23 protein-coding genes and 1 pseudogene are annotated in these 23,430 nt (G+C 58.3%); 10 read left to right on the top strand and 14 right to left on the bottom strand.

Translation table 11 applies throughout. The annotated features are described in order from the left end of the window. Positions 1 to 62: 62 nt before the first annotated feature. Positions 63 to 1,727 (bottom strand): GMC family oxidoreductase, encoded by a 1,665-nt coding sequence (locus AB7M29_RS16340; RefSeq protein WP_454247300.1) that lies wholly within the window; start codon positions 1,725 to 1,727, stop codon positions 63 to 65. Positions 1,728 to 1,860: 133 nt separating this feature from the next. Here AB7M29_RS16340 and AB7M29_RS16345 point away from each other — a divergent pair, with 133 nt between their 5' ends. Both AB7M29_RS16345 and AB7M29_RS16350 read left to right on the top strand, forming a co-directional pair. Beyond that, a complete protein-coding gene (locus tag AB7M29_RS16345; RefSeq protein ID WP_454247301.1) occupies positions 1,861 to 2,757 on the top strand; it encodes a LysR family transcriptional regulator in 897 nt (298 codons plus the stop codon). A gap of 497 nt (positions 2,758 to 3,254) precedes the next feature. Continuing rightward, entirely contained in the window at positions 3,255 to 3,611 is a 357-nt protein-coding gene (locus tag AB7M29_RS16350) for a DUF6124 family protein (RefSeq protein ID WP_454247302.1), read from the top strand. Between the two features lie 269 nt (positions 3,612 to 3,880). Here the strand turns inward: AB7M29_RS16350 and AB7M29_RS16355 are convergent, their stop codons facing one another. The 3 genes from AB7M29_RS16355 to AB7M29_RS16365 form a co-directional block, all read right to left on the bottom strand. Continuing rightward, the gene (locus AB7M29_RS16355; protein ID WP_454247303.1) at positions 3,881 to 4,978 is read right to left on the bottom strand and encodes a DNA alkylation repair protein; all 1,098 of its coding nucleotides are present in this window, start codon (positions 4,976 to 4,978) and stop codon (positions 3,881 to 3,883) included. A 158-nt stretch (positions 4,979 to 5,136) separates the two neighbouring features. Next, entirely contained in the window at positions 5,137 to 6,945 is a 1,809-nt protein-coding gene (locus tag AB7M29_RS16360; protein WP_454247304.1) for a monovalent cation:proton antiporter-2 (CPA2) family protein, read from the bottom strand. A 115-nt stretch (positions 6,946 to 7,060) separates the two neighbouring features. After that, positions 7,061 to 7,951: a LysR family transcriptional regulator gene (locus AB7M29_RS16365; protein WP_217854633.1), complete on the bottom strand. Its 891-nt coding sequence runs from the start codon at positions 7,949 to 7,951 to the stop codon at positions 7,061 to 7,063. Between the two features lie 159 nt (positions 7,952 to 8,110). Here AB7M29_RS16365 and AB7M29_RS16370 point away from each other — a divergent pair, with 159 nt between their 5' ends. The 4 genes from AB7M29_RS16370 (at position 8,111) to AB7M29_RS16385 (ending at position 12,389) form a co-directional block, all read left to right on the top strand. Then, entirely contained in the window at positions 8,111 to 9,193 is a 1,083-nt protein-coding gene (locus AB7M29_RS16370; protein ID WP_454247305.1) for a 4-oxalomesaconate tautomerase, read from the top strand. A gap of 98 nt (positions 9,194 to 9,291) precedes the next feature. Further along, positions 9,292 to 10,596, top strand: coding sequence for a CitMHS family transporter (locus AB7M29_RS16375; protein ID WP_217854635.1), 1,305 nt, complete (start codon positions 9,292 to 9,294; stop codon positions 10,594 to 10,596). A gap of 96 nt (positions 10,597 to 10,692) precedes the next feature. Beyond that, positions 10,693 to 11,946, top strand: a complete 1,254-nt coding sequence (locus tag AB7M29_RS16380) for an OprD family porin (RefSeq protein ID WP_454247306.1) — start codon at positions 10,693 to 10,695, stop codon at positions 11,944 to 11,946. A gap of 104 nt (positions 11,947 to 12,050) precedes the next feature. After that, the gene (locus tag AB7M29_RS16385; RefSeq protein WP_007895103.1) at positions 12,051 to 12,389 is read left to right on the top strand and encodes an FKBP-type peptidyl-prolyl cis-trans isomerase; all 339 of its coding nucleotides are present in this window, start codon (positions 12,051 to 12,053) and stop codon (positions 12,387 to 12,389) included. Positions 12,390 to 12,493: 104 nt separating this feature from the next. Here AB7M29_RS16385 and AB7M29_RS16390 read toward each other — a convergent pair whose 3' ends face one another. Next, positions 12,494 to 12,829 (bottom strand): hypothetical protein, encoded by a 336-nt coding sequence (locus tag AB7M29_RS16390; protein WP_195840088.1) that lies wholly within the window; start codon positions 12,827 to 12,829, stop codon positions 12,494 to 12,496. Then, positions 12,826 to 14,064, bottom strand: a complete 1,239-nt coding sequence (locus AB7M29_RS16395) for an S-type pyocin domain-containing protein (protein ID WP_454247307.1) — start codon at positions 14,062 to 14,064, stop codon at positions 12,826 to 12,828. The genes AB7M29_RS16390 and AB7M29_RS16395 overlap by 4 nt, the downstream gene beginning before the upstream one ends. A 139-nt stretch (positions 14,065 to 14,203) precedes the next feature. Between AB7M29_RS16395 and AB7M29_RS16400 the strand changes: the two are divergent. The 3 genes and pseudogenes from AB7M29_RS16400 to dmeF form a co-directional block, all read left to right on the top strand. Beyond that, positions 14,204 to 14,368 (top strand): annotated as a pseudogene (locus tag AB7M29_RS16400) (FKBP-type peptidyl-prolyl cis-trans isomerase); the annotation flags it as partial. Between the two features lie 416 nt (positions 14,369 to 14,784). Next, positions 14,785 to 15,060, top strand: coding sequence for a metal/formaldehyde-sensitive transcriptional repressor (locus AB7M29_RS16405; protein ID WP_019648873.1), 276 nt, complete (start codon positions 14,785 to 14,787; stop codon positions 15,058 to 15,060). A gap of 11 nt (positions 15,061 to 15,071) precedes the next feature. Then, a complete protein-coding gene (gene dmeF / locus AB7M29_RS16410) occupies positions 15,072 to 16,001 on the top strand; it encodes a CDF family Co(II)/Ni(II) efflux transporter DmeF (RefSeq protein WP_454247308.1) in 930 nt (309 codons plus the stop codon). A 398-nt stretch (positions 16,002 to 16,399) separates the two neighbouring features. Here the strand turns inward: dmeF and AB7M29_RS16415 are convergent, their stop codons facing one another. The 7 genes from AB7M29_RS16415 to AB7M29_RS16445 all read right to left on the bottom strand — a co-directional run bounded on the left by AB7M29_RS16415 (position 16,400) and on the right by AB7M29_RS16445 (position 21,931). After that, the gene (locus AB7M29_RS16415) at positions 16,400 to 17,008 is read right to left on the bottom strand and encodes a hypothetical protein (protein WP_454247309.1); all 609 of its coding nucleotides are present in this window, start codon (positions 17,006 to 17,008) and stop codon (positions 16,400 to 16,402) included. 192 nt (positions 17,009 to 17,200) lie between these two features. Continuing rightward, on the bottom strand, positions 17,201 to 18,559 hold the full coding sequence (locus AB7M29_RS16420; RefSeq protein WP_052963522.1) for a hypothetical protein: 1,359 nt from the start codon (positions 18,557 to 18,559) through the stop codon (positions 17,201 to 17,203). Between the two features lie 205 nt (positions 18,560 to 18,764). Further along, positions 18,765 to 19,415, bottom strand: a complete 651-nt coding sequence (locus AB7M29_RS16425) for a response regulator (protein WP_217854641.1) — start codon at positions 19,413 to 19,415, stop codon at positions 18,765 to 18,767. After that, the gene (locus tag AB7M29_RS16430; RefSeq protein WP_052963491.1) at positions 19,412 to 20,086 is read right to left on the bottom strand and encodes a sensor histidine kinase; all 675 of its coding nucleotides are present in this window, start codon (positions 20,084 to 20,086) and stop codon (positions 19,412 to 19,414) included. The genes AB7M29_RS16425 and AB7M29_RS16430 overlap by 4 nt, the downstream gene beginning before the upstream one ends. 130 nt (positions 20,087 to 20,216) lie before the next feature. Then, positions 20,217 to 20,492, bottom strand: a complete 276-nt coding sequence (locus AB7M29_RS16435) for a response regulator transcription factor (protein ID WP_454248719.1) — start codon at positions 20,490 to 20,492, stop codon at positions 20,217 to 20,219. Then, positions 20,455 to 20,688 carry a response regulator transcription factor gene (locus tag AB7M29_RS16440; protein WP_225922904.1) on the bottom strand — a complete coding sequence of 78 codons (234 nt, stop codon included), beginning with the start codon at positions 20,686 to 20,688 and terminating at the stop codon, positions 20,455 to 20,457. Before AB7M29_RS16440 ends, AB7M29_RS16435 begins: the two co-directional genes overlap by 38 nt. 136 nt (positions 20,689 to 20,824) lie before the next feature. Next, positions 20,825 to 21,931 carry a cytochrome P450 gene (locus AB7M29_RS16445; RefSeq protein ID WP_454247310.1) on the bottom strand — a complete coding sequence of 369 codons (1,107 nt, stop codon included), beginning with the start codon at positions 21,929 to 21,931 and terminating at the stop codon, positions 20,825 to 20,827. An 81-nt stretch (positions 21,932 to 22,012) separates the two neighbouring features. Here AB7M29_RS16445 and AB7M29_RS16450 point away from each other — a divergent pair, with 81 nt between their 5' ends. Then, entirely contained in the window at positions 22,013 to 22,777 is a 765-nt protein-coding gene (locus tag AB7M29_RS16450) for an ArsR/SmtB family transcription factor (RefSeq protein WP_454247311.1), read from the top strand. On the opposite strand, the gene AB7M29_RS16455 is transcribed toward AB7M29_RS16450, so the two are convergent. Then, a complete protein-coding gene (locus AB7M29_RS16455; protein WP_217854647.1) occupies positions 22,774 to 23,382 on the bottom strand; it encodes a LysE family translocator in 609 nt (202 codons plus the stop codon). The genes AB7M29_RS16450 and AB7M29_RS16455 overlap by 4 nt on opposite strands. Between the last annotated feature and the right edge of the window lie 48 nt (positions 23,383 to 23,430).

The raw sequence follows: 23,430 nt of genomic DNA on the forward strand, positions 1-23,430 counted from the left end.
CTTGCAGCGGCGATCCCTTGTGGGAGCGGGCTTGCTCGCGAAAGCGGTGGGTCAGTCGACCTCTATGTTGAATGTAATGCCGCCTTCGCGAGCAAGCCCGCTCCCACAGGGGAGAGGTCTATAGGCGAAGGGTTGAGGATCAATTGCGCAGCTTTCTCGGCGATCATCAGCGTCGGCGAACAGGTGTTGCCCGAGGTGATGCGCGGCATGATCGAGGCGTCGGCAATGCGCAGGCCGGGAATGCCGTGGACGCGCAACTCGGCGTCGACCACCGCGTCCGCATCGTTGCCCATCCGGCAGGTGCCCACCGGGTGGAAAATCGTCGTGCCAATCCGGGCGGCCGCTTCGTGCAACTGCTCTTCACTCTGCAAGCTGTCGCCGGGCAGGTACTCGACCGGTTTGAACGCTTGCAAGGCGGGTGCGGAGACGATGCGACGAGTCAGGCGGATAGCGTCGGCTGCCACTCGCAAGTCTTCGGGATGGCTCAGGTAGTTGGGCTGAATCAGCGGCGCTTCCCGCGGGTCGGCGGAACGAATGTCTATTCGGCCACGGCTTTGCGGACGCAGATCGCAGACCGATGCAGTGAAGGCGGGGAAGGCGTGCAGCGGCTCGCCGAAACGCTCCAGCGACAACGGTTGCACGTGGTATTCGAGGTTCGCCGAGGTCTGCTCCGGCCCCGAACGGGCGAAGGCGCCGAGTTGGCTCGGGGCCATGGACAGCGGGCCGCTGCGGTCATACAGATAACGCAGGCCCATGCCCATCTTGCCCCACAGCGTGCCGGCGATCTGATTCAGGGTGCGGGCGTTTTCCAGTTTATAGATCAGCCGCAGTTGCAGATGATCTTGCAGGTTGCCGCCCACGCCAGGCAGTTCATGGGCGACGCCGATGCCCAGTTTTTGCAGCAGCAGGCGAGGGCCGATACCGGAACGCTGGAGGATGCCCGGTGAACCGACGGAACCGGCACACAGCACAATTTCCTTGCGTGCCTTGAAGGTTTTCGCCTGGTCTTGCCAACGTGCGCTGACCGCTGAGGCACGGCCGTTTTCCAGCTGCACGCGGTCCACTTCGACGTCGGTCAGCACTGTCAGATTGGCGCGCTGGCGGATCGGTTTGAGAAACGCCTTGGCCGCGTTCCAGCGGATCCCGGCTTTCTGATTGACCTGGAAATAGCCGCAGCCTTCGTTGTCGCCCTGATTGAAGTCATCGATGCTGGCGATGCCGCTTTGCTCGGCCGCCGTGCGGAAGGCATCGAGGATCGGCCACGACAGCCGCTGCCGTTCGATCCGCCATTCGCCGGCAGCGCCATGAAATTCCGAGTCGCCGGCAAAATGGTTTTCGCTTTGTTTGAACAGTGGCAGTACGTCTTGCCAGCTCCAGCCGACATTGCCCTCGGTCGCCCAACCGTCGTAATCGCCGGCCTGGCCGCGCATGTAGATCATGCCGTTGATCGAGGAACAGCCGCCCAACACCTTGCCGCGTGGGTAACTCAGGGCGCGGCCTTGCAGGCCGGATTGCGCTTCGGTCTTGAAGCACCAGTCGGTGCGCGGGTTGCCGATGCAGAACAGGTAACCGACGGGGATGTGAATCCACGGGTAGTTATCGCGGCCGCCGGCTTCGAGCAGCAGCACCCGGTGTTGCGGGTTGGCTGACAGTCGATTGGCCAGCAAACAACCGGCCGGCCCGGCGCCGACCACGATGTAGTCGTATTCATCAAGGGAAGTCTGCATCCCTGACCTCGTATTGTTGTTCTTGTTGTCGGTCATCCTAGTTGTTAGCTTTCGTTAAAAGAATGTTAGTTTTTGCGCAGCTGCTGTGCGTTTTTAAACAGCGTCGCTAACGGCATAACGTCAAGGATGGTTCATGTTCGACTGGAATGACCTGCGGTTTTTTCTCGAATTGCAGCGCAGCGGCCGCTTGCTCACCGCCGCTCGCCGTTTGAACACCACTCACGCCACCGTGGCCCGGCACATCGAAGCCATCGAAAAAAGCCTCGGCACCGCGCTGTTCGTCCAGCATGCCCAAGGCTACGAATTGACCCCGGCCGGCGAAGCGCTGCTCAAACACGCCGAAGCCATGGAAAACGTCGCGCTACTGGCTCAGGAAGAAATCACCCAGTCATCCGCGCCGCTGGGCAAGATCCGCGTCGGGGTGACGGAAGGGCTGGGCATCATGTTCCTTGCCAGCCGCATGAACGGGCTGTTCGAACGCTATCCAGGACTGGAAGTGGAACTGGTGGCGGTGCCGCGCTTCGTCAGCATTCTCAACCGTGAAGCCGAGATCAGCATTCACCTGGAACGCCCGGCCGCCGACATGCTGGTCACCCGCAAACTCACCGATTACCGACTGGCACTCTACGCCAGCCAGGCCTATCTGGACCGCGCGCCACCACTGCGCAGCCGCGAAGACCTCGGTCGCCATGCATGGATCGGCTACGTCGACGATTTGCTGTTCAGCCAGGAATTGATGTTCCTCAACAGCTTCTGCCGCAACCCCCAGGTGGTTTTTCACAGCACCAGCGTCATCGCCCAGCAACAGGCCGCGCGCTCGGGCCTGGGGATTGCTGTGCTGCCGTGCTACATGGCCAGCGCCGATCCCCAACTGGTGCCGTTGCTGCCGGATGAAAGCATCCAGCGCAGTTATTGGATCAGTACGCGGCGCGAGTTGCACAAGTCCGTGAGGCTGCGGGTGCTGTGGGATTACGTGGTGGAGTTGTGTGAGCGTGAGCAGGAGCTGCTGCGAGGCTCTATTCCCCTGTAGGAGCGAGCGGTGCGGCGATCCGACTTGCCCGCGAAGGCGTCAAGTCTGGCACACCGCATTATCGTTCTTCGCGGGCAAACCTCGCTCCTACAGAGGCATCCGCCGCGAGTGAGGCTGCGTTTCGCCCGCAGCCCATTTAAACAAGAAAAATAGCGATCGTTTAAATGAAGCTTGCCGTTACCACCCAAAGGCTACAACGCCTTGCGCCACCGCCTACAGGTAAGACAGAATCCGCCGGCTTGTGCGTCTAGGGGGCCGTCGGTAACTTAATTCTCGTCACTGCTCATCAGTGATCGGGTCTGCAAGCCCGCCGGAATACCAGTCGCATAGCCCTGCCAAAGGACGCTCGTTTATGTCCGCGAAATGGCGGCTTTGTGCGGGAGATCTTCGGATCTGCCGGGTTCCTGGTTTCCCGGTCTTGCAGACCCGCACATAGCTGCCACCCATCATCTGCAAGTGATGTCGGTAGCTCCTAATGAACAATCAGGAGTTTCACCATGATCAAACCTACGCCCAATCCGCCGGACACCGATCCAATATCCCCGTACGAACCTGATTCAAAAAAACTCAATGGGGCCGCCAAACGCGCCCTCGACTTCCACTTTCCATCGAATGCCGATATCAAAGCCACCGCGCGTAACCCCAGCAAGCTGTTTGCCGTGGCCCCAGAGGCCACAGCCGAAACCCTGGCGATTTTTTTGGTCGAGACGCTGGCCTCGGTCGATGTGATGGTCCATCAGTTGGTAGATCATCTAGAGGGTGAGTCGCGCTACGCCTTGATGGGCATTTCAAACAGCATCATGGTGGCGGAGATCACCGCGAACCGATTGCTGGATCACATTGATACGCCTTAGTAGGTGTGGGTTGCTGTGGTGAGGGAGTTACTGACGCAGGGTTGTGCAGTGGCTCCTTTTTTGGGGCCGCTTCGCGGCTCAGCGGGAGCAAGCTCCCTCGCCACAGAGTGTTCAGCGGCCTTTTGACCTTGACTGGCGCCTTAATGCCAGTCAGTCACGTGCAATCCCTGTGGGAGCGGGCTTGCTCGCGAAGGCGGTGTATCAGATAACATTAATGTCGACTGACACTCCCTCTTCGCGAGCAAGCCCGCTCCCACAGGGACCGTGTATCAATCAAGAATTTCGAATGAGGTGCTGGCGAGGCGTTCACCGTTCACGAAAATGTGCACGGCGTGCTGACCGGCGTAGTGTTTGCGAGTGGTGAGTTCCTTGATGTGCTGGCTACGTGCGATGGATTCGGTAGCCTTGCCGGGCAGCGTCATCGCCTTGAGCTTGAATACCTTTGCCGACGTGCTGCCGTTGGCTTTGACATAATCAATCGCGTAGTCGATCACCAGTCGCTGACACTCCGGGACGGTGGATTTCATCGCGAAGGACAAAGTGATTTTCTCCCCCAGGCGTATCACCGTCGGTTCAACCTTAACGTCAATGATTTCAACCTCGGGCTTGCCGCCCGCGCCAATGATTGCCAGCGCCCGCTGGTTACCCTGTTTGATTAGGCTGCGCAGGGCGTGTCTGGCGATCCACGCCGTATGCTTGTTGTCCAGCGACCAACCCTCGATCAGCGCCAGCACCCACTCGGGATGATCCTTGGTGATGTCGTTGAGGTGGTTGGCCACGGATTTGCGCACGTAGAGACTGTTGTCGGCCTTGAGGTTGTCGAGGATCGCAGCCGCCAGTGTCGGGTCGGCCTGGACCTGTTCCAGGCGGAACGACCATGGCAGGCGCGGTCGGCTACCTTCGCTCGCCAGGCGCCGGACGTGTTCGTTTTCATCCAGCGACCAGACGTGCATCAGCGCCAACGAGCGTTCGATATCGTTGCGCAGAAAGTGCCGAATCGCGAATTCCGATGAGCCGAAGGCTGTGAAATATTTGAGCGCATTCATCGACAGGTCGAACGTGTGAGCGCCGTAGGTCGCGACGTAGTGCGGCAAAAACATACTGACGAAGGCGCTGTTCAGGCGCGGGGCGAGGGCACGCAGGATGTCCAGGGATTCTTCATAACCGAGTGGCAACACCGCGTGCAGGCATTCACTGACGCGGGCCATGCGCTGCATGACTGACAATTCCGCCAAGCCGGTTTTGGCCAGTTTCAGGAAAGCCTTGGCATCGAATTCGGGGTAGACCGCCGTCATTTCGGCGGCGATATGCGCGAGGCGTTCGGCGTTGAAGATTTCTTTCAGGGCGGGGGAGGTTTGGTCTGCCATTGTGAGCTCCTTGGAAATACCGTTTACCTGAAATACCGCGTTATCGTTCTTCGCGAGCAAGCCCGCTCCCACATTGGATCTATGTCAGCCGCAAATCTTGTGGCTGACGCGGTCAATGTGGGAGCGGGCTTGCTCGCGAAGAGGCCCTCACAACCGCCTCAAACCTTACCCGCTTCCTCTTCCAACTGATCCGACTCAAACAGTTTTGCCAATTCCGCCCGCGCTTCCTGCGCCGTTTGCATCACCTTGGCGGCATCGTCATACACCGCATGCTGGGCCTCCAGCACCTGCTCATCATGATGGGTAAACCGCTTGATCCGAGCATCCGCCTGGGCCTGGGTCAACCCTAGTCCAACGAGGGTTCGCCGGGTCATTTCCAGGCTGGAGTAATAGGTTTCCCGCACCGCCTGAGCCCCGACATCCACCAACCGGTGCACATGCTGACGGTTACGGGCGCGGGCGATGATTTTGATGTGCGGATAGAGCTTGTGCACCACCTCGGCCGTCTTGATGTTGGTGTCGGGATCATCGGTGGCAATCACGAAAAACTCCGCTTGCTCGACCTTGGCCGCGCTGAGGATTTCCGGGCGCATCGGATCGCCGTAGAACACCGGCACGCCGCCGAAGCTGCGGGACAGTTCGATGGTTTCCACCGACGTGTCGAGGGCGACGAACTTGATGTTCTGCGCCCGCAGAATCCGCGCCACGATCTGCCCCATACGGCCCATGCCGGCGATCACCACGCGCGGTGTGTCGGTGTCGATTTCGCGGAATTTTTCCGGCACCTCCACCGGTTGAACCTTGGGTTTGACCAGTCGTGCGCAGGCCAGCAACAACAGCGGTGTCAGCGCCATCGACAGGGTGATGGTCAGCACCAGCAAGTCGTACAGACGCGGCTCGAACAAGCCCTGATCCCGGCCGATCTTGAACACCACAAAGGCAAACTCACCACCGGCCGCCAGCACGATGCCCAAGCGAATCGCATTGACCTTGCCCAGCCCCCCGGCCAGTCGACCGACCACAAACAGCAATGGCAGCTTGATCGCGATCAGCAGCACGGTCAGCCCCAGCACCGCAATTGGCGCACTGAGCAGCAAACTCAAATTGGCGCCCATGCCGACACTGATGAAAAAAAGTCCTAGCAGCAGCCCCTTGAAGGGTTCGATCTGCGCTTCCAGTTCGTGACGGTATTCGGAATCCGCCAGCAGCAAACCGGCGAGGAACGCGCCGAGTGCCATGGACACGCCGACCAGATCCATCAACCACGCCGTACCGATCACCACCAGCAACGCGGTGGCGGTGGACACCTCCGGCAGACCAGTCTTGGCCACCACGCGAAACACCGGTCGCAACAGATAACGCCCGCCGATCACCACCACCGCGATACTGCCCAGCACCCGCAAGCCGTGGTTCAAATCTTCGGCGGCACTGCTGGTGTGATCGCCGCCGGCCAGCAGCGGCACCATCGCGATCAGCGGGATCGCGGCGATGTCCTGAAATAGCAAAATCGCGAACGCCAACCGCCCATGGGGGCTGGTCAGTTCCTTGCGTTCGGCCAGGCTTTGCAAACCAAACGCGGTGGAGGACAAGGCCAGCCCCAGGCCCAATACGATGGCACTGTTCAGGGATTGGCCGAACACGAACAACGCCAGCACACCAATCACCGAACCGGTCAGCAACACCTGCGCCAGGCCCACACCGAACACCGATTTGCGCATCACCCACAAGCGTCGCGGCGACAGCTCAAGGCCGATGATGAACAGCAACAACACCACCCCGAGTTCGGAGATGTGGCTGACGCTTTGCGGATTACCGATCAAGCCCAGCACCGACGGCCCGATGATCACCCCGGCAAACAGATAACCCAACACCGCCCCCAGTTGCAGGCGCTTGGCCAAGGGGACGGTGAGCACCGCCGCGAATAAAAAGACGACAGCGGCTTGCAACAGGTTGCCTTCGTGGGGCATGGCGAAACTCCTGGGTGGGGCAGGCGAGAGCGGCGCTCGCCCGATTTTCAGCGGGGCGTCAGGATAAAGGGTGGCGTCCGTTCAGTCAGCAAGGAGGTTGCTGAGAATTGACGGTTTAGTGGGGCCATTGTTCGAGCAGGATGGAAACGAACTTCTCCGCCGCCGGCGATAGCGATGCGCCCCGACGGTACACCAGGCCAAGTGTCCGGTTCACGATAGGATCGGTGAGAGGAATGCTCACCAGCGTCGGGTGATCCGCCGTCGGCATCGCAAGGCTCGGCATCGCGGAAACTCCCAGACCGGCTTCGACCATGCCCAGCGAGGTGGACAAATGCTGTACCTCATAAAACCACTGCGGACGCCAGCTCAGGCCCGACAGGGCGTGGTCCAGCAACATGCGGTTGCCGCTCAGGCGTCCGACGCCGATCAACCGGTAATCGCTCAGTTCTGACCAGGTCACGGACGTCCGCTGGGCCAGTTCATGGTCACGACGGCAGGCCAGGACGAAGGGTTCGTTGACCAGTGAAACGAATTCGATGTCCGGGTGCTGGCCGCTCATCATGTTGATGCCGAAGTCGGCTTCACCCCGCAACACTGCTTCGAGCCCTTCATTGGCGCTGAGGTCGAGCAAGCGGATGCGGATTTTCGGATAGCGCTCGTTATAAAGACGAATCACCGACGGCAGGAAATAAAACGCAGCGGTTGGAATGCAGGCCAGGGTCACCTGACCGATTTGCCGTTCGGCCAATTCACGGATGTTCAGGATCGAATCGTCGAAGTCATCCAGTAATCGACGAGCCTTGGGCAGGAAGTCGCGGCCGACGCTGGTCAGGCTGACCTTGCGTGTGGTGCGATCGAGCAACGTAGTCCCTAAACCCTCCTCAAGTTTTTTTATCCGTCGGCTCAAGGCTGGTTGCGACAGATGCAGTGCATCGGCAGCTTCGTGAAAACTCCCCAGTTCGGCGATTTTCACGAAAGATCGGATGTCCTGAAGTTCATATTCCATGTTCTATCTCGTCGGAGGAGGGCGCTGAATCACGGTAAAACGTTCTTTTGTGAAACGCAATAATTGCGCCGATCTTTGCATTGGAAACACAATTACTTCCCTGTCACTCTTGTTTGCAAGACATCAATTACCTCGATTGATCAACAAGAGTCAGTAGCCATGCAACGAATTCCTTGTGTGCTGATGCGCGGCGGTACCTCAAAGGGTCCGGTTTTTCTCGCTTGGGATCTGCCGGTTTCGATTCAAGAACGCGATGAGCTGTTGCTCTCGGTGATGGGCTCGGGTCACGAACTGGAGATCGACGGCATCGGTGGCGGCAGTCCGCAGACCAGCAAGGTCGCCATCGTCAGCCCTTCATTGCATCCCGATGCCGATGTTGATTATTTGTTCGTGCAGGTCATGGTGTCCCAGCGTCGGGTGGATACCGCCCCGAACTGCGGCAACATGCTCTGCGCGGTCGGGCCGTTTGCCATCGAGCAGGGCCTGGTCAAGGCGGTCGGTGAGCTAACCCGCGTGCGGATTCGCAATCTCAACACCGGCACCTTCGTTACCTCTGACGTGCAGACACCAAACGGCAAAGTCAGCTATGAAGGTGACACCGCCATCGATGGCGTGCCTGGCAGCGCGGCACCGGTTCAACTGACATTCCTCGATGCGGCCGGCAGCAAGACCGGCAAGCTGTTTCCAACCGGCAGCATCCAGGACTGGTTCGACGACATTCCAGTGACTTGCATCGACATGGCCATGCCGATGATGATTCTTGAGGCGCGTCACTTGGGCAAACGCGGCGACGAAACGCCGACCGAACTGGACGCCGACAAAGACTTTCTGCAGCGCCTCGAAGCCCTGCGACTGCAGGCCGGCATAGCCATGGGTTTGGGCGACGTCAGCGACAAGGTCATCCCCAAGCCTGTGCTGGTTGCACCCGCCAAGGCCGGTGGCACGTTGCAGGTTCGCTACTTCATGCCGCACAACTGCCACCGTGCGCTGGCCATTACCGGTTCCATCGGTCTTGCCACCGCGTGTGTCAGCGCAGGCAGTGTGGTCGCGCAGATGCTCGGCCATACCGACGGGCCGCGTCTGCAACAGGTGCGGATCGAGCACCCGAGCGGCGGCATCGATGTCGTATTGTCCTACACCGGTGAGAACGGTGAGACTATCCGGGCCTCCGTTGTTCGTACCGCCCGAAGGCTGTTTTCCGGCTTTGTGTATGCCCCGGTTTCCCACCGGCTCGCCGGGTAGTCTTCCCGCACAATCACTGCAGTTTTGCATCAGAACAAGATCGGGTCGTTCGCCTGCGTCTTGGCTACGCATTCCAATAACAACAAGAGAGTTGCCCTATGCTCGCCTTACTCGGCTTGGCCATGGTGGTTGTGTTCACGTTCCTGATCATGACCAAGCGTCTGTCACCCATCGTTGCGTTGACCGTTGTTCCGATTGTCTTTGCGGTGATCGGTGGCTTTGGTGGGACCACCGGCAAAATGATGCTCGACGGCCTGAAGATGGTCGCACCGTCGGCTGCACTGCTGCTGTTCGCGATTCTGTTTTTCGGTTTGATGATCGACTCGGGGTTGTTCGATCCGCTGATCCGCAAGATTCTCAAACGGGTCAACGGCGACCCGATGAAAATTGCGGTCGGCACTGCGCTGCTGTCGCTGACTGTCGCCCTGGACGGTGACGGCACCACCACTTACATGATCACTTGCGCGGCAATGCTGCCGTTGTACAAGCGCATTGGTATGAACCCGATGATTCTGGCGACCGTTTCCATGCTGGCGTTGAGCATCATGAGCGGCATGACCCCTTGGGGCGGCCCGGCGACCCGGGCGATTGCCGCGTTGGGGCTGGATGCCGGGGCGTACTTCGTTCCGTTGTTGCCCACCATGATCGGCGGCGCTGCGTGGGTGGTATTCACCGCGTTCCTGCTGGGCCGCGCCGAGCGTAAACGCATTGGCAACGTCCAGCTGCAAAGCGGCGGGAGTGATTGCTACATCAAGGCGATTCTTGAGGACACGCCGCACAAACGCCCGAAACTGGCCTACGTCAACCTGTTGCTGGTGACGGCGGTGATGGTCGCGCTGGTGATGGGGCTCATGCACTCGGCAATCCTGTTTCTGATTGGCTTCGTGCTGGCGCTGATGATCAACTATCCGCAACTGGACATTCAGAAAGAACGCATCCTCGCACACTCCGGCAACGCCATGACTGTAGTCCTGCTGGTGTTTGCGGCTGGTATTTTTGCCGGGATTTTCTCTGGAACCAAAATGGTCGACGCATTGGCGCAAACCCTGGTGGACTGGATTCCACCGTCCTGGGGGCACCTGTTCCCGCTGGTGGTGGCGATCACCAGCATGCCGTTGACCTTCGTGTTGTCCAACGATGCCTATTACTTCGGCGTGGTGCCGATCCTCGCCAACGCGGCGGCGGCCTACGGGATCGATCCGGTGGAAATCGCCCGGGCGTCGATTCTTGGCCAACCGGTGCACTTGATGAGTCCACTGGTGGCCTCGACCCTATTGCTGGTGGGGATGGTCGATCGCGACCTGGGCGACTTCCAGCGCGCCACCTTCAAATGGGCGGTGCTCACTTCCCTGGTGGTCACAGCTTTAGCCCTACTGACCGGGGCCTTGACGCTGTTCTCCTGATTCATCCCTGACTCGCCACTTGATAGAACTCCACGCGCCCGATGTCGGACGTGCGGTCACGTGCATCCTTAAAAACAACAATATGAGTAGTTCGACATGACCCACTTTCTGACTCGCGGGGCTCTTCTTCCTTTTCTGGGTGTGTTGCCGATGGCCACTGCCGGTGCGAGTGATTTCATCGACGACAGTAAGTTGAAGTTGCAACTGCGTAACGTCTATATCAACGAAAACTTTCGCGATGAGCATGGCTTGAGTGCGCGTTCAGCCAGAACCGCCAAAAGTGAGCGCACCGAGTGGGCCCAGGGTTTCCTGCTGGATTTCCAGTCGGGGTTCACCCCTGGCACAGTCGGTTTCGGGGTCGATGCGCTGGGCTTGCTGGGGCTCAAACTTGATTCCGGTCGTGGCCGCAGTGGCACCGGTCTGCTGCCGGTGCACGATGACGGCCGTGCCGCCGATGAGTTTGCCAGTGCCGGGGTGGCGGCAAAGGTCAAACTGGCCAAGACCACCCTCAAGTACGGCACCCTGCTGCCCAAAAACCCGGTACTGATCTACAACGATGCGCGCTTGCTGCCGCAAACCTATGAGGGGGGGCAAGTCACCAGTACCGACATCGAAAACCTGACCCTGACCGGCGGTCATCTGGACCGATTCAAACTGCGCGATTCCACCGACAGCGTGTCGATCGTTCCTGACGGTTATACAGGCGACAAAGGTGGCGATTTCACCTACGCCGGTGGTGACTACAAACTCGGCAAGAATACGCGTCTGAGTTACTTCTACGGTGAGCTGGAAGACTTCTATCGGCAGAGTTTTGCCGGCATCCAGCATGATTTGCCGTTGGGCCCCGGGGTGTTGACCGGTGACCTGCGCTATTTCAACAGCAAGGATGCGGGCCGTTCCTACGCCTCGAAAATCGATAACGACATGCTCAGCGGCCAACTGTCCTACGCGGTGGCGGGACATACCTTTGGTGGCGGTTACCAACAACTCAGCGGTGACGCCGGGTTGCCTTACATCAGTGGTGCGACGGTGTACTCGTTCAGCAACGTCGGCATCGGCAAGTTCATCGAGGAGGACGAGAAAACCTGGATGCTCAGTTACGCTTACGACTTTGCGCCGATGGGCGTGCCCGGGCTGACATTCATGACCCGTTATCTCAAAGGCAACGATGGCAAGTCCGACACCCGCATCAAAGAATCCGAACGCGACATGGAACTGGCCTACGTGGTCCAGAGTGGCACGTTCAAGGGCGTGGGCGTGAAGCTGCGCAATTATGTCTACCGTTCGGACTTTGCGCGCGGACGTGACAGCAACCGAATCTATTTCACCTACGATATTGCCCTCTGGTAAGGGCGCCGAGCGGGGTCTAACTGAATAAGTTGCCAGTCGCCCGTATTTCTGGGAAAACGGCGCCCATGAAGCCCTGTTCGGGCAAGCGCAAAAGAGTGAATGTGATGAATGATGAGTTGCAGGTCATCGACCTTGAAGTGGGCGACGGCAAAGCCGCTGTCAAAGGCGCGCTGATCACTACCCAATATCGCGGGTGGCTGGAAGACGGCACTGAATTCGATTCTTCCTACAGTCGGGGTAAACCTTTTCAGTGCGTGATTGGCACGGGGCGAGTGATCAAGGGCTGGGATCAGGGCATCATGGGCATGCAGGTTGGTGGTAAACGCAAGTTGCTGGTGCCGGCGCATCTGGCTTATGGCGAGCGGACGATGGGTGCGATTACACCGAATTCGAATCTGATTTTCGAGATTGAATTGCTGGAAGTGCTGACGCGGGATGATTGATTTGTTGGGTGTGGGCTGAAATGGCGAACCCCACCATCTCTGTTAGAAGAAATGGTGGGGTTTTTATGTGTTGGGAGGGTGATTTCTGGTTTTGATTTAACGAGTCAGGTGAACATTTCAATATCGTCGAGCGTGTCAGCAACTGTGGCTTCAAGTGCAGGGAATTTTCCTTTTACGGAATCAAGGGCGGGCATCACGGCTTGCATTTCAAGCTCACCGAATCTGCGGGCTACATGGCCGAGTGCGGTGATTGCTGCCGCAGCCACAGACTGAGTGCCACTCTCGAGATGTTTCAGGCAAATGGTCTGAGCCCAGGCACTGTCTTGCTCATTTAATCCGATGGAAATCAGCGCGGTGACAATGTTCCTTTCTAAGCCGCTATCAAAGAGACTGATTGCTTCGTCATGGCTAATCGACGGATCGTGGTAGATAAGACTCACTGTTTAGCTCCCAGGATGTTTCCCTTGGTGTCGGCTTTTTTTGCCTTGATCAATACATTTTTCATATCTTGATGGAGTTTATTCCATGCTCTGACATGTCCGTGGTAGTCGTCCCCTCCCGTATGATCAAAGACGACAAACTCGTTGGTTTTGGGATCAATACCAATCCTGCGTTCCGATGTAGGTTTTACCTGTACCGAATTATCCAAAGCTTCCTGGCCATTCACGGGACCCTTACTTTTAACTGGTGTATCCGTCTTTCCATGGTACCTGGCAGCATCGAATCGCAGGGAAAAGACAATGTAAAGAGGCTTGATGCCGGAATCAGCCGGAAAAACAAGGATGAAGTCCTTGTATTTAGGCGGGTAGATCGGGTTAACAATGATGCTGTCAGCCGCTGGTGTAGGCGGATAAATCCAGATTTGCGGAGCTTGTGGAGCTCCTTCTAGCGGCGGGATTCCCGAAGTGCTCGACGGATCTACGGCTGGTGTCCATATCAGCGTTACCCCGTTACCAAAGTCAGCCACTTGCTGAGAGCCTTGAGCTACGAACTGCACGACAGGAATCATTTCCCAGTCGCTGCGCTTTTGAGTGTTGTATCCGTATGCCTTCAAGGTGCCATTGGCCTGTTGTTCAATATGCAGGCGAACTCGGGTGCGACCTTCTTTGAGTGATTTGAGTTGTTCTTCCGAATACAGGGAACTGTCCCCGAGCGTCGATGGCCAGAGCAACGCAACGATTCCCGCCAAAGCGCCAGCAACAACACCAGTCGTCACTACCCCCGCACCGCTTGCAGCCGCCCCGGAGCCAACAGCTCCTACGCCACCTAAAATCAGTGTTCCGAATGAGCGAGGTAATGCGCTACCACTGATTTTTTTGAGAGGTATGTTTCCTGCTTCATCCCTTTCACGGCCACCTAATAGCGAGAACTTTCCGTAGTCGGCCAATTTCTCGACCGGGACAAACCCGCTTGGATTGTCGTGGTTGATTACGCCGTCGGGGAGGTTGCAGTTTTTGGCGAATACGCAACCCATGGAGCTGGGCTGGTCATGTTGCTGAGGTTGCCTTATGAAACGGTCTTCATATGCCTGTTGTCGGGCCAACATGTCTTCATATGTTTTTTGTCTGGAGTCGCGTTCTGCCAGTTCGGAGGCGGTCATGTAGCGGCTGGTGATGTGGTGCCCGTCGCCTGACGGTGGGTTTTGAACCCTGGGTATGTCTGTTTTGCGGGCCATGAGCGTCCTTGTTTCATTTTTTGAAAGCGATGCAGACGCTATATCAAAGGGTATTTGAAAGATGTAGGACGGGTCTGAAACTCCGGCTGTTGTTACAAATGGCGCTCTTCGCTGTAAATCAGTACCAACCTACATATGCAAAACTTGCGATCAGGGAATCATGGGCATGCAGGTTGGCGGTAAACGCAAGCTGCTGGTGCCGGCGCATCTGGCTTATGGCGAGCGGACGATGGGCGCGATTACACCGAACTCGAACCTGATTTTCGAGATTGAATTGCTGGAAGTGCTGACGCGGGATGATTGATGGCTGTGTGAGTTGAAACGACAAAACCCGCTGTCTCTGTGTCTCTGTGAGGAGACAGCGGGTTTCTGATCGTTCCCACGCAGAGCGTGGGAACGATCGGTGACGGCGGCTATTACTGCGGATCAATGTTGTCCAGCGCCCGGTTCATCGCCAGTTCACCTAGCATGCTGACCCCAGCATTGTGTTGCGATGCGGGTCTATTACGCATGCCAGAAATGATGCGTTGTTTGTCAGACTGCCATCGCGAGCAGGCTCGCTCACACATTTGATTGTTGATGTTCACAATATTTGTGTTCGACACAAATCCCTTGTGGGAGCGAGCCTGCTCGCGATGAGCGATGGCGTAGTCAACCTGCCTTGCTAACCCCAACCATATGGGTAACCATGCACGCCATATAGGGGTAGGGGGTATAGGTATGTCACACATCCACGAACACAAAGACGACCTGCTAAACCGCGTCCGGCGTATTGCCGGCCAGGTTCAGGCGGTGGAGCGGGCGCTGGAGTCCGATGCTGAATGCGCCAAAACCCTGCATCTGGTGGCGGCGATCCGCGGTGCAGTTAACGGTTTGATGGACCAGTTTATCGACGCCCACGCCCGTGAGCATGTGGCGCGTCCCGGGCTCAGCGATGAAGCCCGCGCCGAAGGCGTTGAAGACTTGCTGCAAGCCATCCGCCGTTACTCGAAATAGAGGCCAGCCCCATGACACTGACACCTCAACCTTCGCGTTATGCCCACGATCACCTGTTTCTAGGGGCGGCCCACGATGACAATGCCCGCCGCACGTTGTGGGTGGTAGCCCTGACCTTCGTGATGATGATTGGCGAAATTGCCGCCGGTTACATCACCGGTTCCATGGCACTGCTGGCAGACGGTTTTCATATGGCGACCCACGCCGGGGCCTTGGGCATTGCCGCGGCGGCCTACGGTTTTGCCAGGCGGCATGCCAACAACTCGCGCTTCAGCTTCGGCACCGGCAAGGTCGGGGACCTGGCGGGTTTCGCTTCAGCCATAGTGCTGGGCCTGGTGTCGATCGGCATCGCTGGCGAATCCATCGTGCGGCTGTTTCAACCGACCACCGTGGCCTTCACCGAAGCGACGATGATTGCGGTGGTGGGGCTGGGGGTGAACATCGTCAGTGCGTTTCTGCTGTCGGGCAATCATGGGCATCACGGCCATGATCATCACGATCACAGTCATGCCCACGCTCATCATCACGACAACAACCTGCGTTCGGCGTATTTGCATGTCCTGGCCGATGCGTTGACCTCGGTGCTAGCCATCGTGGCTTTGTTGGCCGGGCGCTACCTGGGTTGGGTTTGGCTGGACCCGGTGATGGGCATCGTCGGCGCCATCGTGATCGCGAGATGGGCTTATGGCTTGATGCGTGACAGCGCCGCAGTGTTGCTGGATACCACCGATGAGCACGTCGCCGCCGAAATTCGTGAGCTGCTCGAATCGACGGACGATGTTCGCATCAGTGACCTTCACGTCTGGCAAGTCGGCCCTCAGGCGCGGGCGGCGATTGTCAGTGTCGTGGCGGTGGCGGGCGTCAGTGCCGACGCCATTCGCGAACGTCTGGCGCCGGTTCATGAGTTGTCTCACCTGACGGTTGAATATCGCAACGCTTGAGGTGTGTGCACGAGGGTTTCGTACAGAATCTGGTGTGCAGCGTTAAAAAACGAGGGGGCGTGAAGCCCCCTCGGCTATTGCTCATCGGTACTCGACTGCGCCAATTGTGGTTTTTGACAAGTTTGATTGGTAGCTATTGTTTCGGGGCCGCCAGTTTGGTCCTAACCATGTAGCGATTACCGTTTGTAGCGCGGCATTGTGGACGTGTTTATTCTGTTGCCAGTAAACGATCTGAGTTGCTCCGGTGACGGTGTCTTCAAACTTTTCCTGACAGTACGCCATGATCTTGACCCTCGTTCATTCCATAGAAAGTATTGCTTTGGTCTTGCTCACTTCGCTCAACAATCGGGTGTCTTGTTCATCGCAGTCCTCCTTGGTCGGCTATTGAAAAACTCCGTTTAGTGCAATACCTGGCGGCTGATTACGCCGAGTAACACCGGCAGGTTTGAATCCTGCGCATCAAAATGGATATCGACTTCACCCGAGCTGCCGCCGGCATCTGCGGGAAGCTGAACGGTGGCCGTCGCCTGAAGGTTGAACGGCCCGATGCGTGTCACCGAGTTGGCCAGGTCTTGTGCCTTGGCCAGGTTACTGACCCTCAATGTCAGGTGCGGGCGAAAGCCAATCACGGCATGGCTGGGCAGCAGGCCAATGGCCCCGTTTTCACTGAAAAAATCGGCAGCATTGGGCGGTGCGATGTAACGGCTACCGTCAAAAAAATCGGCGTCAAACCAGGCCGCAGGGCTGAGGGCGAAGCTACCGAATTGTTCAAGGGACAAGCTCATGGTGACTGAGGTGTTGCTGAGATTTGCAAGGCTGCACATTGCCGTGTGCATGGGATTGGCCAGGTTCAACCCGATAAAGGACGGTAAGTCGGCGGTAGTCAGCAACTGAGCACCCAAGGTGCTGTCTGGTACTGAGGGCAGGACGATGTCCACGGCGTTGAGCAATGCGGTGGGAGCGTTGCTGCGCAGCGCCGACAACCCGCTGCCGCGCCAGCTGGGCAAGGTCTGGGCCCACTATCTATGGCCGCGACCGACAATACGTCGCTGCCTGTCACGTGCGCCCAGTTGGAAAGAGCCTGCCTGTACAACTGCCATATCGATGAATCGCTCTGCACGATATGTTCTCCCTGTTTTGGCTGCGATCCAGAGGCTGGAGCCCTTCGCGTCTTCAGGCAAAGGGCAACCAGCGAGGGGCTAGACGCCGAGTTTTTGGCTAATCACCCCCAGCAGTACTGGCAGCGTGCTGCTAACCGGGCCGATGGTCACGGACGCACTGGCATCGTCGTACTTGATGTCTTGCTTGGTACCGTTGGCCGACCCTGTGAGGGAGCCGAGGCGGAACGGACCGATACCAATCGAGGTGGTGGCACTCGCCTGCCAGCTGCTTTTGACGTTGTTGTAATCGCTTGCGCTCATTTTCAGCGTTACCGTTGGCTCAAAACCCACCACCACCTGGGTGGCGATGGCTGACAACGCACCACCTTCACCGAAGAACGCAGGGGCTCCAGGTTTAAGTTTTTTGCTGTTTAACGCTACCAGGGCACTGTCCCACCACGGCCCGGGACTGACCTGAAAGCTGCCGAAGCCGGTGAAGTCGACTTGCAAGGAAAAGTCGGTGCTGGTGGTATCGATGCTGGTTTTCTGGCCGCTGGCGGAGCCGCCCAGGGAAAAGTTGAAGAAGTCGCCAAACAGGCTGGCGTTGGCCGAAGTGCTCCAGCCGGACTTGTCCAGGCTGTAGCTGGCGGTGCTGGAGGTGATGGCGATCGTGGCGCCGGCGTTGGTCTTGCCTGCAACACTGGCCGCTTGCCATTCGGCATATTTGGTGCCGAACGCCTGGAGGGTATAGGAAGGTGCCAGGGAAGACACCAAGGCGGTCGTTGGCGGTGGCGTGACGCCTCCAATCACGACTGGCTGACTCCCGGGCGGAGAGACAGTGCCTGAGGTTACCGCCATGTTGAAGGCGTTGGGTCCCATCAGGCTCTGGGCGCCGTTGATGCCGGCTTTCGTCCGAGCCGTCTGAAGGACGCTGTAGCCCGGTCCATACATCTGAATCATCAATTCTTCGTAGGTGTTAGCGGCACCGATCAGGGCGTTATTCGCCGCTGGATAGGACTGGTAGCCTTGCCCTACCCAATCCTGGAACGCAGGGATGTTAGGGAAAATGTTTTTGGCGTTGGTGTAGGCGGTGAAGGCTTGTGCCTGCACGTTGTTGAAGGTTGTCTGCGCGGTATTGAGGTTGGTGGTCGCGACAGAGACCTGGCTGGCCAGATTCGGGTTGAGCGCAGCACCCGGATCAATCCAGTCCAGAAAGGTCGCATAAGCGGACAGCAAGCCGCTGCCAGCCGAGTAGGATGGACTGTCGGCCGGCACCACATCACCCAGGCCATGGATGTAGTAGTTCTGGATGTTCGGGTTGCTATTACCCAGATCAATGTTAAGGGTGGTAGAACCTGCACTGAACTGTTGTTTATCACTAATGCCGCCCGGCAGTGCTACTGCCTGAACTGCTCCCATCCATTTTTGCCACAGGTCCAAAGTATCAATATTAGCCATTTCGTATTGCTCCAAATCGGTTGGAAAACCGAGCATCGCGGCCAGTACCGCGACCTCCTGAGACGATCAGTGCAGTGATGTGCGCATCGCTCGTCTGGAACAGAGACTATCTTTCGTTCGCAGGTGTGAACCTGTACGTAATGCTGATTCGAGGCCTCAGAAACACTGATTCTCTATAGGCATTAATACCGACCGCCCATCAGCTCTAAAGCCATCCTTCGCGTAGGGCATAGCGGGTCAGTTGAGCGATGCCCTTGAGGTTGAGCTTGCTCATGATGTGTTCGCGGTGGGTGCTCACGGTTTTACAGCTGATGTGCATGGAGTCGGCAATCGCACGGGTGGTGAGCCCCTCCACCAACAGTTGCAGGATCTGCCGTTCCCGTGGACTGAGTCGTGCACCCGCGGGGATGGAGTGTTGCGCGTTGGTCAGGCGCTGGCTCAGCACCATTGCCGTGGCTATCTCCGGTGAGAGGTAGCTGCGTCCCTGAGCAACTGTACGCACGGCTTTAACCAACTCATCTACGGCACAATCCTTGAGCAGATAACCTGAGGCGCCTGCGTCCAGGGCCGCGCTGATCCTGCGTTGTTCGCCGTGGGCCGACACGCATAGAAATTGCAGTGCTGGTGCCCTTTGGCGAGCGCGAGCGATGGTGTCGATGCCGTTCAAGAGCGGCATTTCCAGATCGATAATCACCAGGTCCGGAGGTTGCGGGGCTATCAACGCCAAGGCCTCCAGGCCATTGGCCGCCTGACCGATAATGTGTAGGTCATGTTCCCTGACCAGTAATGCGGCGAGGCCTTGGCGAAACAGAATATGGTCGTCAACCAGCAAAATCTTCAGCGGACCTGTGCTCATGAGCGCCTCCGCCTCGCGCTATCGAGGTGATGACTGGGAACCAGCAATCGAACGCTGGTGCCATTGCCTGGCTCGGAGTCCAGTATCAACCGTCCTTCCAGTGGCTTGAGCTGTAGCGCAATACTGCGCAAACCGAAGCCGCTCGACTGCCCCTCCGGATTGGGGGGGAAGCCATGGCCATTGTCTTCTACGCACAACGTGAGGTAGTTGCCCAGGCAGGAGGATTTGAGTTTTGCCTGCGTCGCACCGCTGTGTTTGCGTACATTGGCCAGTAGTTCATTGACTAATCGCAGCAGGGTGGCCGTGGTGGCATCTGCAAGCGGTGCTTGCGGGCCATGCAGGTTCAGAACGATGGTCGGGGCATCGGGGAAGTCGGTCTGAATGTCGCGCACCAACCCTCGAAGTGCTTGGTCCAAGGATTGGCGTGGTAGTGGCTCTTTCCCCAGGTTGTGCACCACCGAGCGTAGGCTCGCGCTGGCCTCATGGATCAAGGTCTGCAACTCCTGAATCAACTGCTTTAGCGCAGCTGCAGATGCTTGTTGTTGCAGCTCGGCCAGGCGCAATTGGGCAAGCGCCAAGTGTTGTCCGGCATGGTCGTGCAGGTCACAGGCTATACGCAGGCGTTCGCATTCGATGGCCCAGAGGCAGGCACATTTGTTTTGGCGTGACATTCCTTGTCTCCATTAAGAAGGTTCACGTTCGGGCAGGCTGCTCGAGCGCTTTTCAGTTGTGGCATTTTGCCGGTACATGATTGGAGGCAGATCGTAAGGCCGGCAATACCACCGATGGCGTAGTTGGCTATCAGGATGTTGAAGGTCTGACCAGGTGTTGCTCCAGGCAATAGCGCACCAGTTGCGCGATGCTGCCGATGCCCAGTTTTCGATACAGGTTCTCACGGTGTTTACGCACGGTCAGATCACTGAGACTCAGCCGTTGGGCAATTTCTTTACTGGTGCGTCCGCATGCGATATGCAGCGCGATTTCGCGTTCTCGCCTGGACAGCAGGGAAGGGGGATGGGGTTGGTCAGTCCTGGAACCATCAGTGACTGGAATGATGGCTCGTTCGACGAAAATAATATCCTACGGCGAGGACGCAGAGTTGCGCCGAATGGGTCAGGCCCTTTTTGGCCATGATGTGGCTGCGATGTTTACGAACGGTCAAAGGGCTGATATGCAACTGCAGGGAAATGGCCCGGCAATCCAGGCCCTGACTGATTAGTTGCATCACTTCTCGCTCTCGTGGCGTCAGTGGCTTGAAGTTAGCCGGGCTCAATCCGAAGTCATGTTCTTACCCGCCGCCCTGAATCCACGTTCATCATCGCGCTCCCTGCAGCAGTGACTTGAAATGATTGGTCCCTTGTAGCCACACAGGATAGTTCAAAATTCTTCGGATCTTCGATTGGGCGAACTCAGGCAAAGACCGGAATGCGCCCGTTCAGGGAAGGGCGGTACTGCCAGGTCAACCGGTCCAGCGTGGGTTTCATGGCCAGAATTTTTCTCAGCGTCGCGCTGGCAATGCTCATCGCCAACACCTGCCCCGGACATTGATGACGCCCCGCGCCGAAAGTGAAGCTGCGGCGGTTCGGGCGGTCGAGCAGGAACGTATCGGGATCGTCATTAAGCTGCGGATCGCGATTGGCCGAGGCCAGCAGTACCAGGATGACGTCGCCGGGGTTCAGGTTCACGCCGTCAATTTCACACGGCGCGGCGACGAAGCGGCGGGTGTTTTGCACCGACGGGTCGAAGCGCTGGACTTCAGCGATCAGGTCGTCAACTTGAGCCGAATCCAACTGTGGGTTTCGGATCAACGCTAATAGCGCATTGCCGATCAACCCGGCCGTGGCTTCGTAAGTCTGGGAGAACAGGCCGATCAGGTTGGCGATCAAGGTTTCAGAACCGGTCGATGTCGTCGCGAAACGCTGCCGGATACCGGCGAGCAGGGCGCTTCGGTTGTTCGGGTCGTCCAGAAGCTCGATGAAATAACCCTTCAGCTGTTCCGCCGCGACATGGGCGGCGTCCAGTTGCGCCTGATCGCTGAGAGGAGACAGGCAGGCGACGAAGTCGGCGGTCAGCTCGCTGATAGCCCGGCCCTGAGCCGGAGAAAACCCCAGCAACGCCGCCACTACGCAGACCGGCCCGCGAAACATCGCCGCGTACAACCCGTCAGCACCCGAGGTGATCAACCGAGCGCCGACCAACGCATTGACCTCGTTCACGTCAATCAACGCCAGCCCCGGCTCAATCGCCGCCCTCGGGCAACGCTGCCGTTCGCCTTCATTCATTCGCATCAACTGACCAAACACTTTTCCGGCCATGCCTTGAGCAATTGCCTTGGGCACCGGCTCATGAGACGGCCGGACATGGCAATCCGGATGCGCCAGCACGGCGGCAACGGCTCGGGCGCTGCTGGCCACCCACTGTTTCAGTCCCTGATGAAAAACCAACCCACCCTCGGCGCGCAGTTGTGCGTAGTAGGGATAGGGGTCGGCGTGAGTCGCAGCGATGATCGGGTCCATGGGTCGCAGCCTTATCGGTGGTTGGAAAGTGTTGCTACTATCTCCAGTCCGAAAGGGCCTTGATTCGTCCGGGAGCGAAATATGAACGCAGAACAACACGACATCGGCGTCTCTCAAGTGGCGGCAGCGATTGCCGAACCGGCTCGGACGAAAATCCTCTGCTCATTGATGGACGGCCACGCCCGCACCAGCACCGAACTGGCGGCGGTTGCCGAAGTCAGTGCCTCGACCGCCAGCGCGCACCTGGCCAAGCTCAAGGAACTGGCACTGGTGCGTTTGCACGTTCAGGGGCGCCACCGCTATTACAGCCTCGCGGACAAGCGCGTGGCCCAGGCCCTGGAAGCGCTGATGGTGATCGGCCAGAACGCCGCGTCGACGTTCAACCCGCGCACCCCGGACCGCCTGCAATTCGCCCGCACCTGCTACGACCACATGGCCGGTACGTTGGCGGTGTTGCTGCATGACCGGATGATCGAAGCGGGGTGGTTGCTGGAAACCGATGAGCAGGCTTATCAACTGAGCGACAGCGGCGAAGCGTTGTTCGCAGCATTGGGGATTGATGTCAAAGACCTCGGCACCTTACGCCGCCGCTTCGCCTGCCCGTGCCTGGACTGGAGCATGCGACGGCCGCACCTGGGCGGTGCCTTGGGCGCGGCGTTGCTGCAAACGGCGATCAAACGCAAATGGGTGACGCAGGACCTGGACAGCCGGGCATTGGCGTTGACGGCGGTGGGGCGCAGGGAACTCAGTAGCCGGTTCGCCGTTGAGCTGCCGGTTCAGGTGACGACAGCACAACCCGCGTCCACCGAGAACAGGTGCCGCGCGATCGCCAGTCCTGCGACTTAGCGACTGGCCGAGGCCATGAGCACGCCAAAACCGGCGAAGGTCACGCCCGAGACTTTCGCCGCCAGCCAGGAACCTTTCGGGCTCGACAACCAGCCTTTGGCGGCATTGGCGAGCAAGGCATAGCAGCCATGCACCAGAATCACCAGTACCCCGTAGGAAGCGACCAGTTTGAAGAACTGGGCGTAGAAGTGCGCGGAGGTATCGATGAATTGCGGGAACACCGCCAGAAAGAAAAACACCGCCTTGGGGTTCAGAAACTGGATCGAAGCGGCTTCAAGGAAGCGATAGCCAGGGCTTGAGGGACGCGTTTCAAGCAGCGTACTGAAACGATCCGAGCGCCAGCTTTTGTAGCCCAGGTACAACAAATAGGCGGCCCCTGCGTATTTCAACGCGGTGAAGGCGTTCGCGGAGGTGTTGAGTATCAGGCCAACACTGGTGGCGCTGATGGCGGCGACGACGAACGCCCCCGATGCGATCCCCAGAATGCCCGGCACGGCTCCCGTCCAGCCGTGACGCACGGCGTTGGACAGGGTCAGGACCACGCCAGGCCCCGGGCTCAAAATGGTCAGGGTGGCGAAAAGTATAAAGAGTCCGTAGTTGTTCATGTCTTGCTCCGTCAAGTGCCGCTGGCTGCGTGCTGGCAGATTGGCGGG

It is taken from the genome of Pseudomonas sp. F-14 TE3623 (assembly GCF_053629015.1).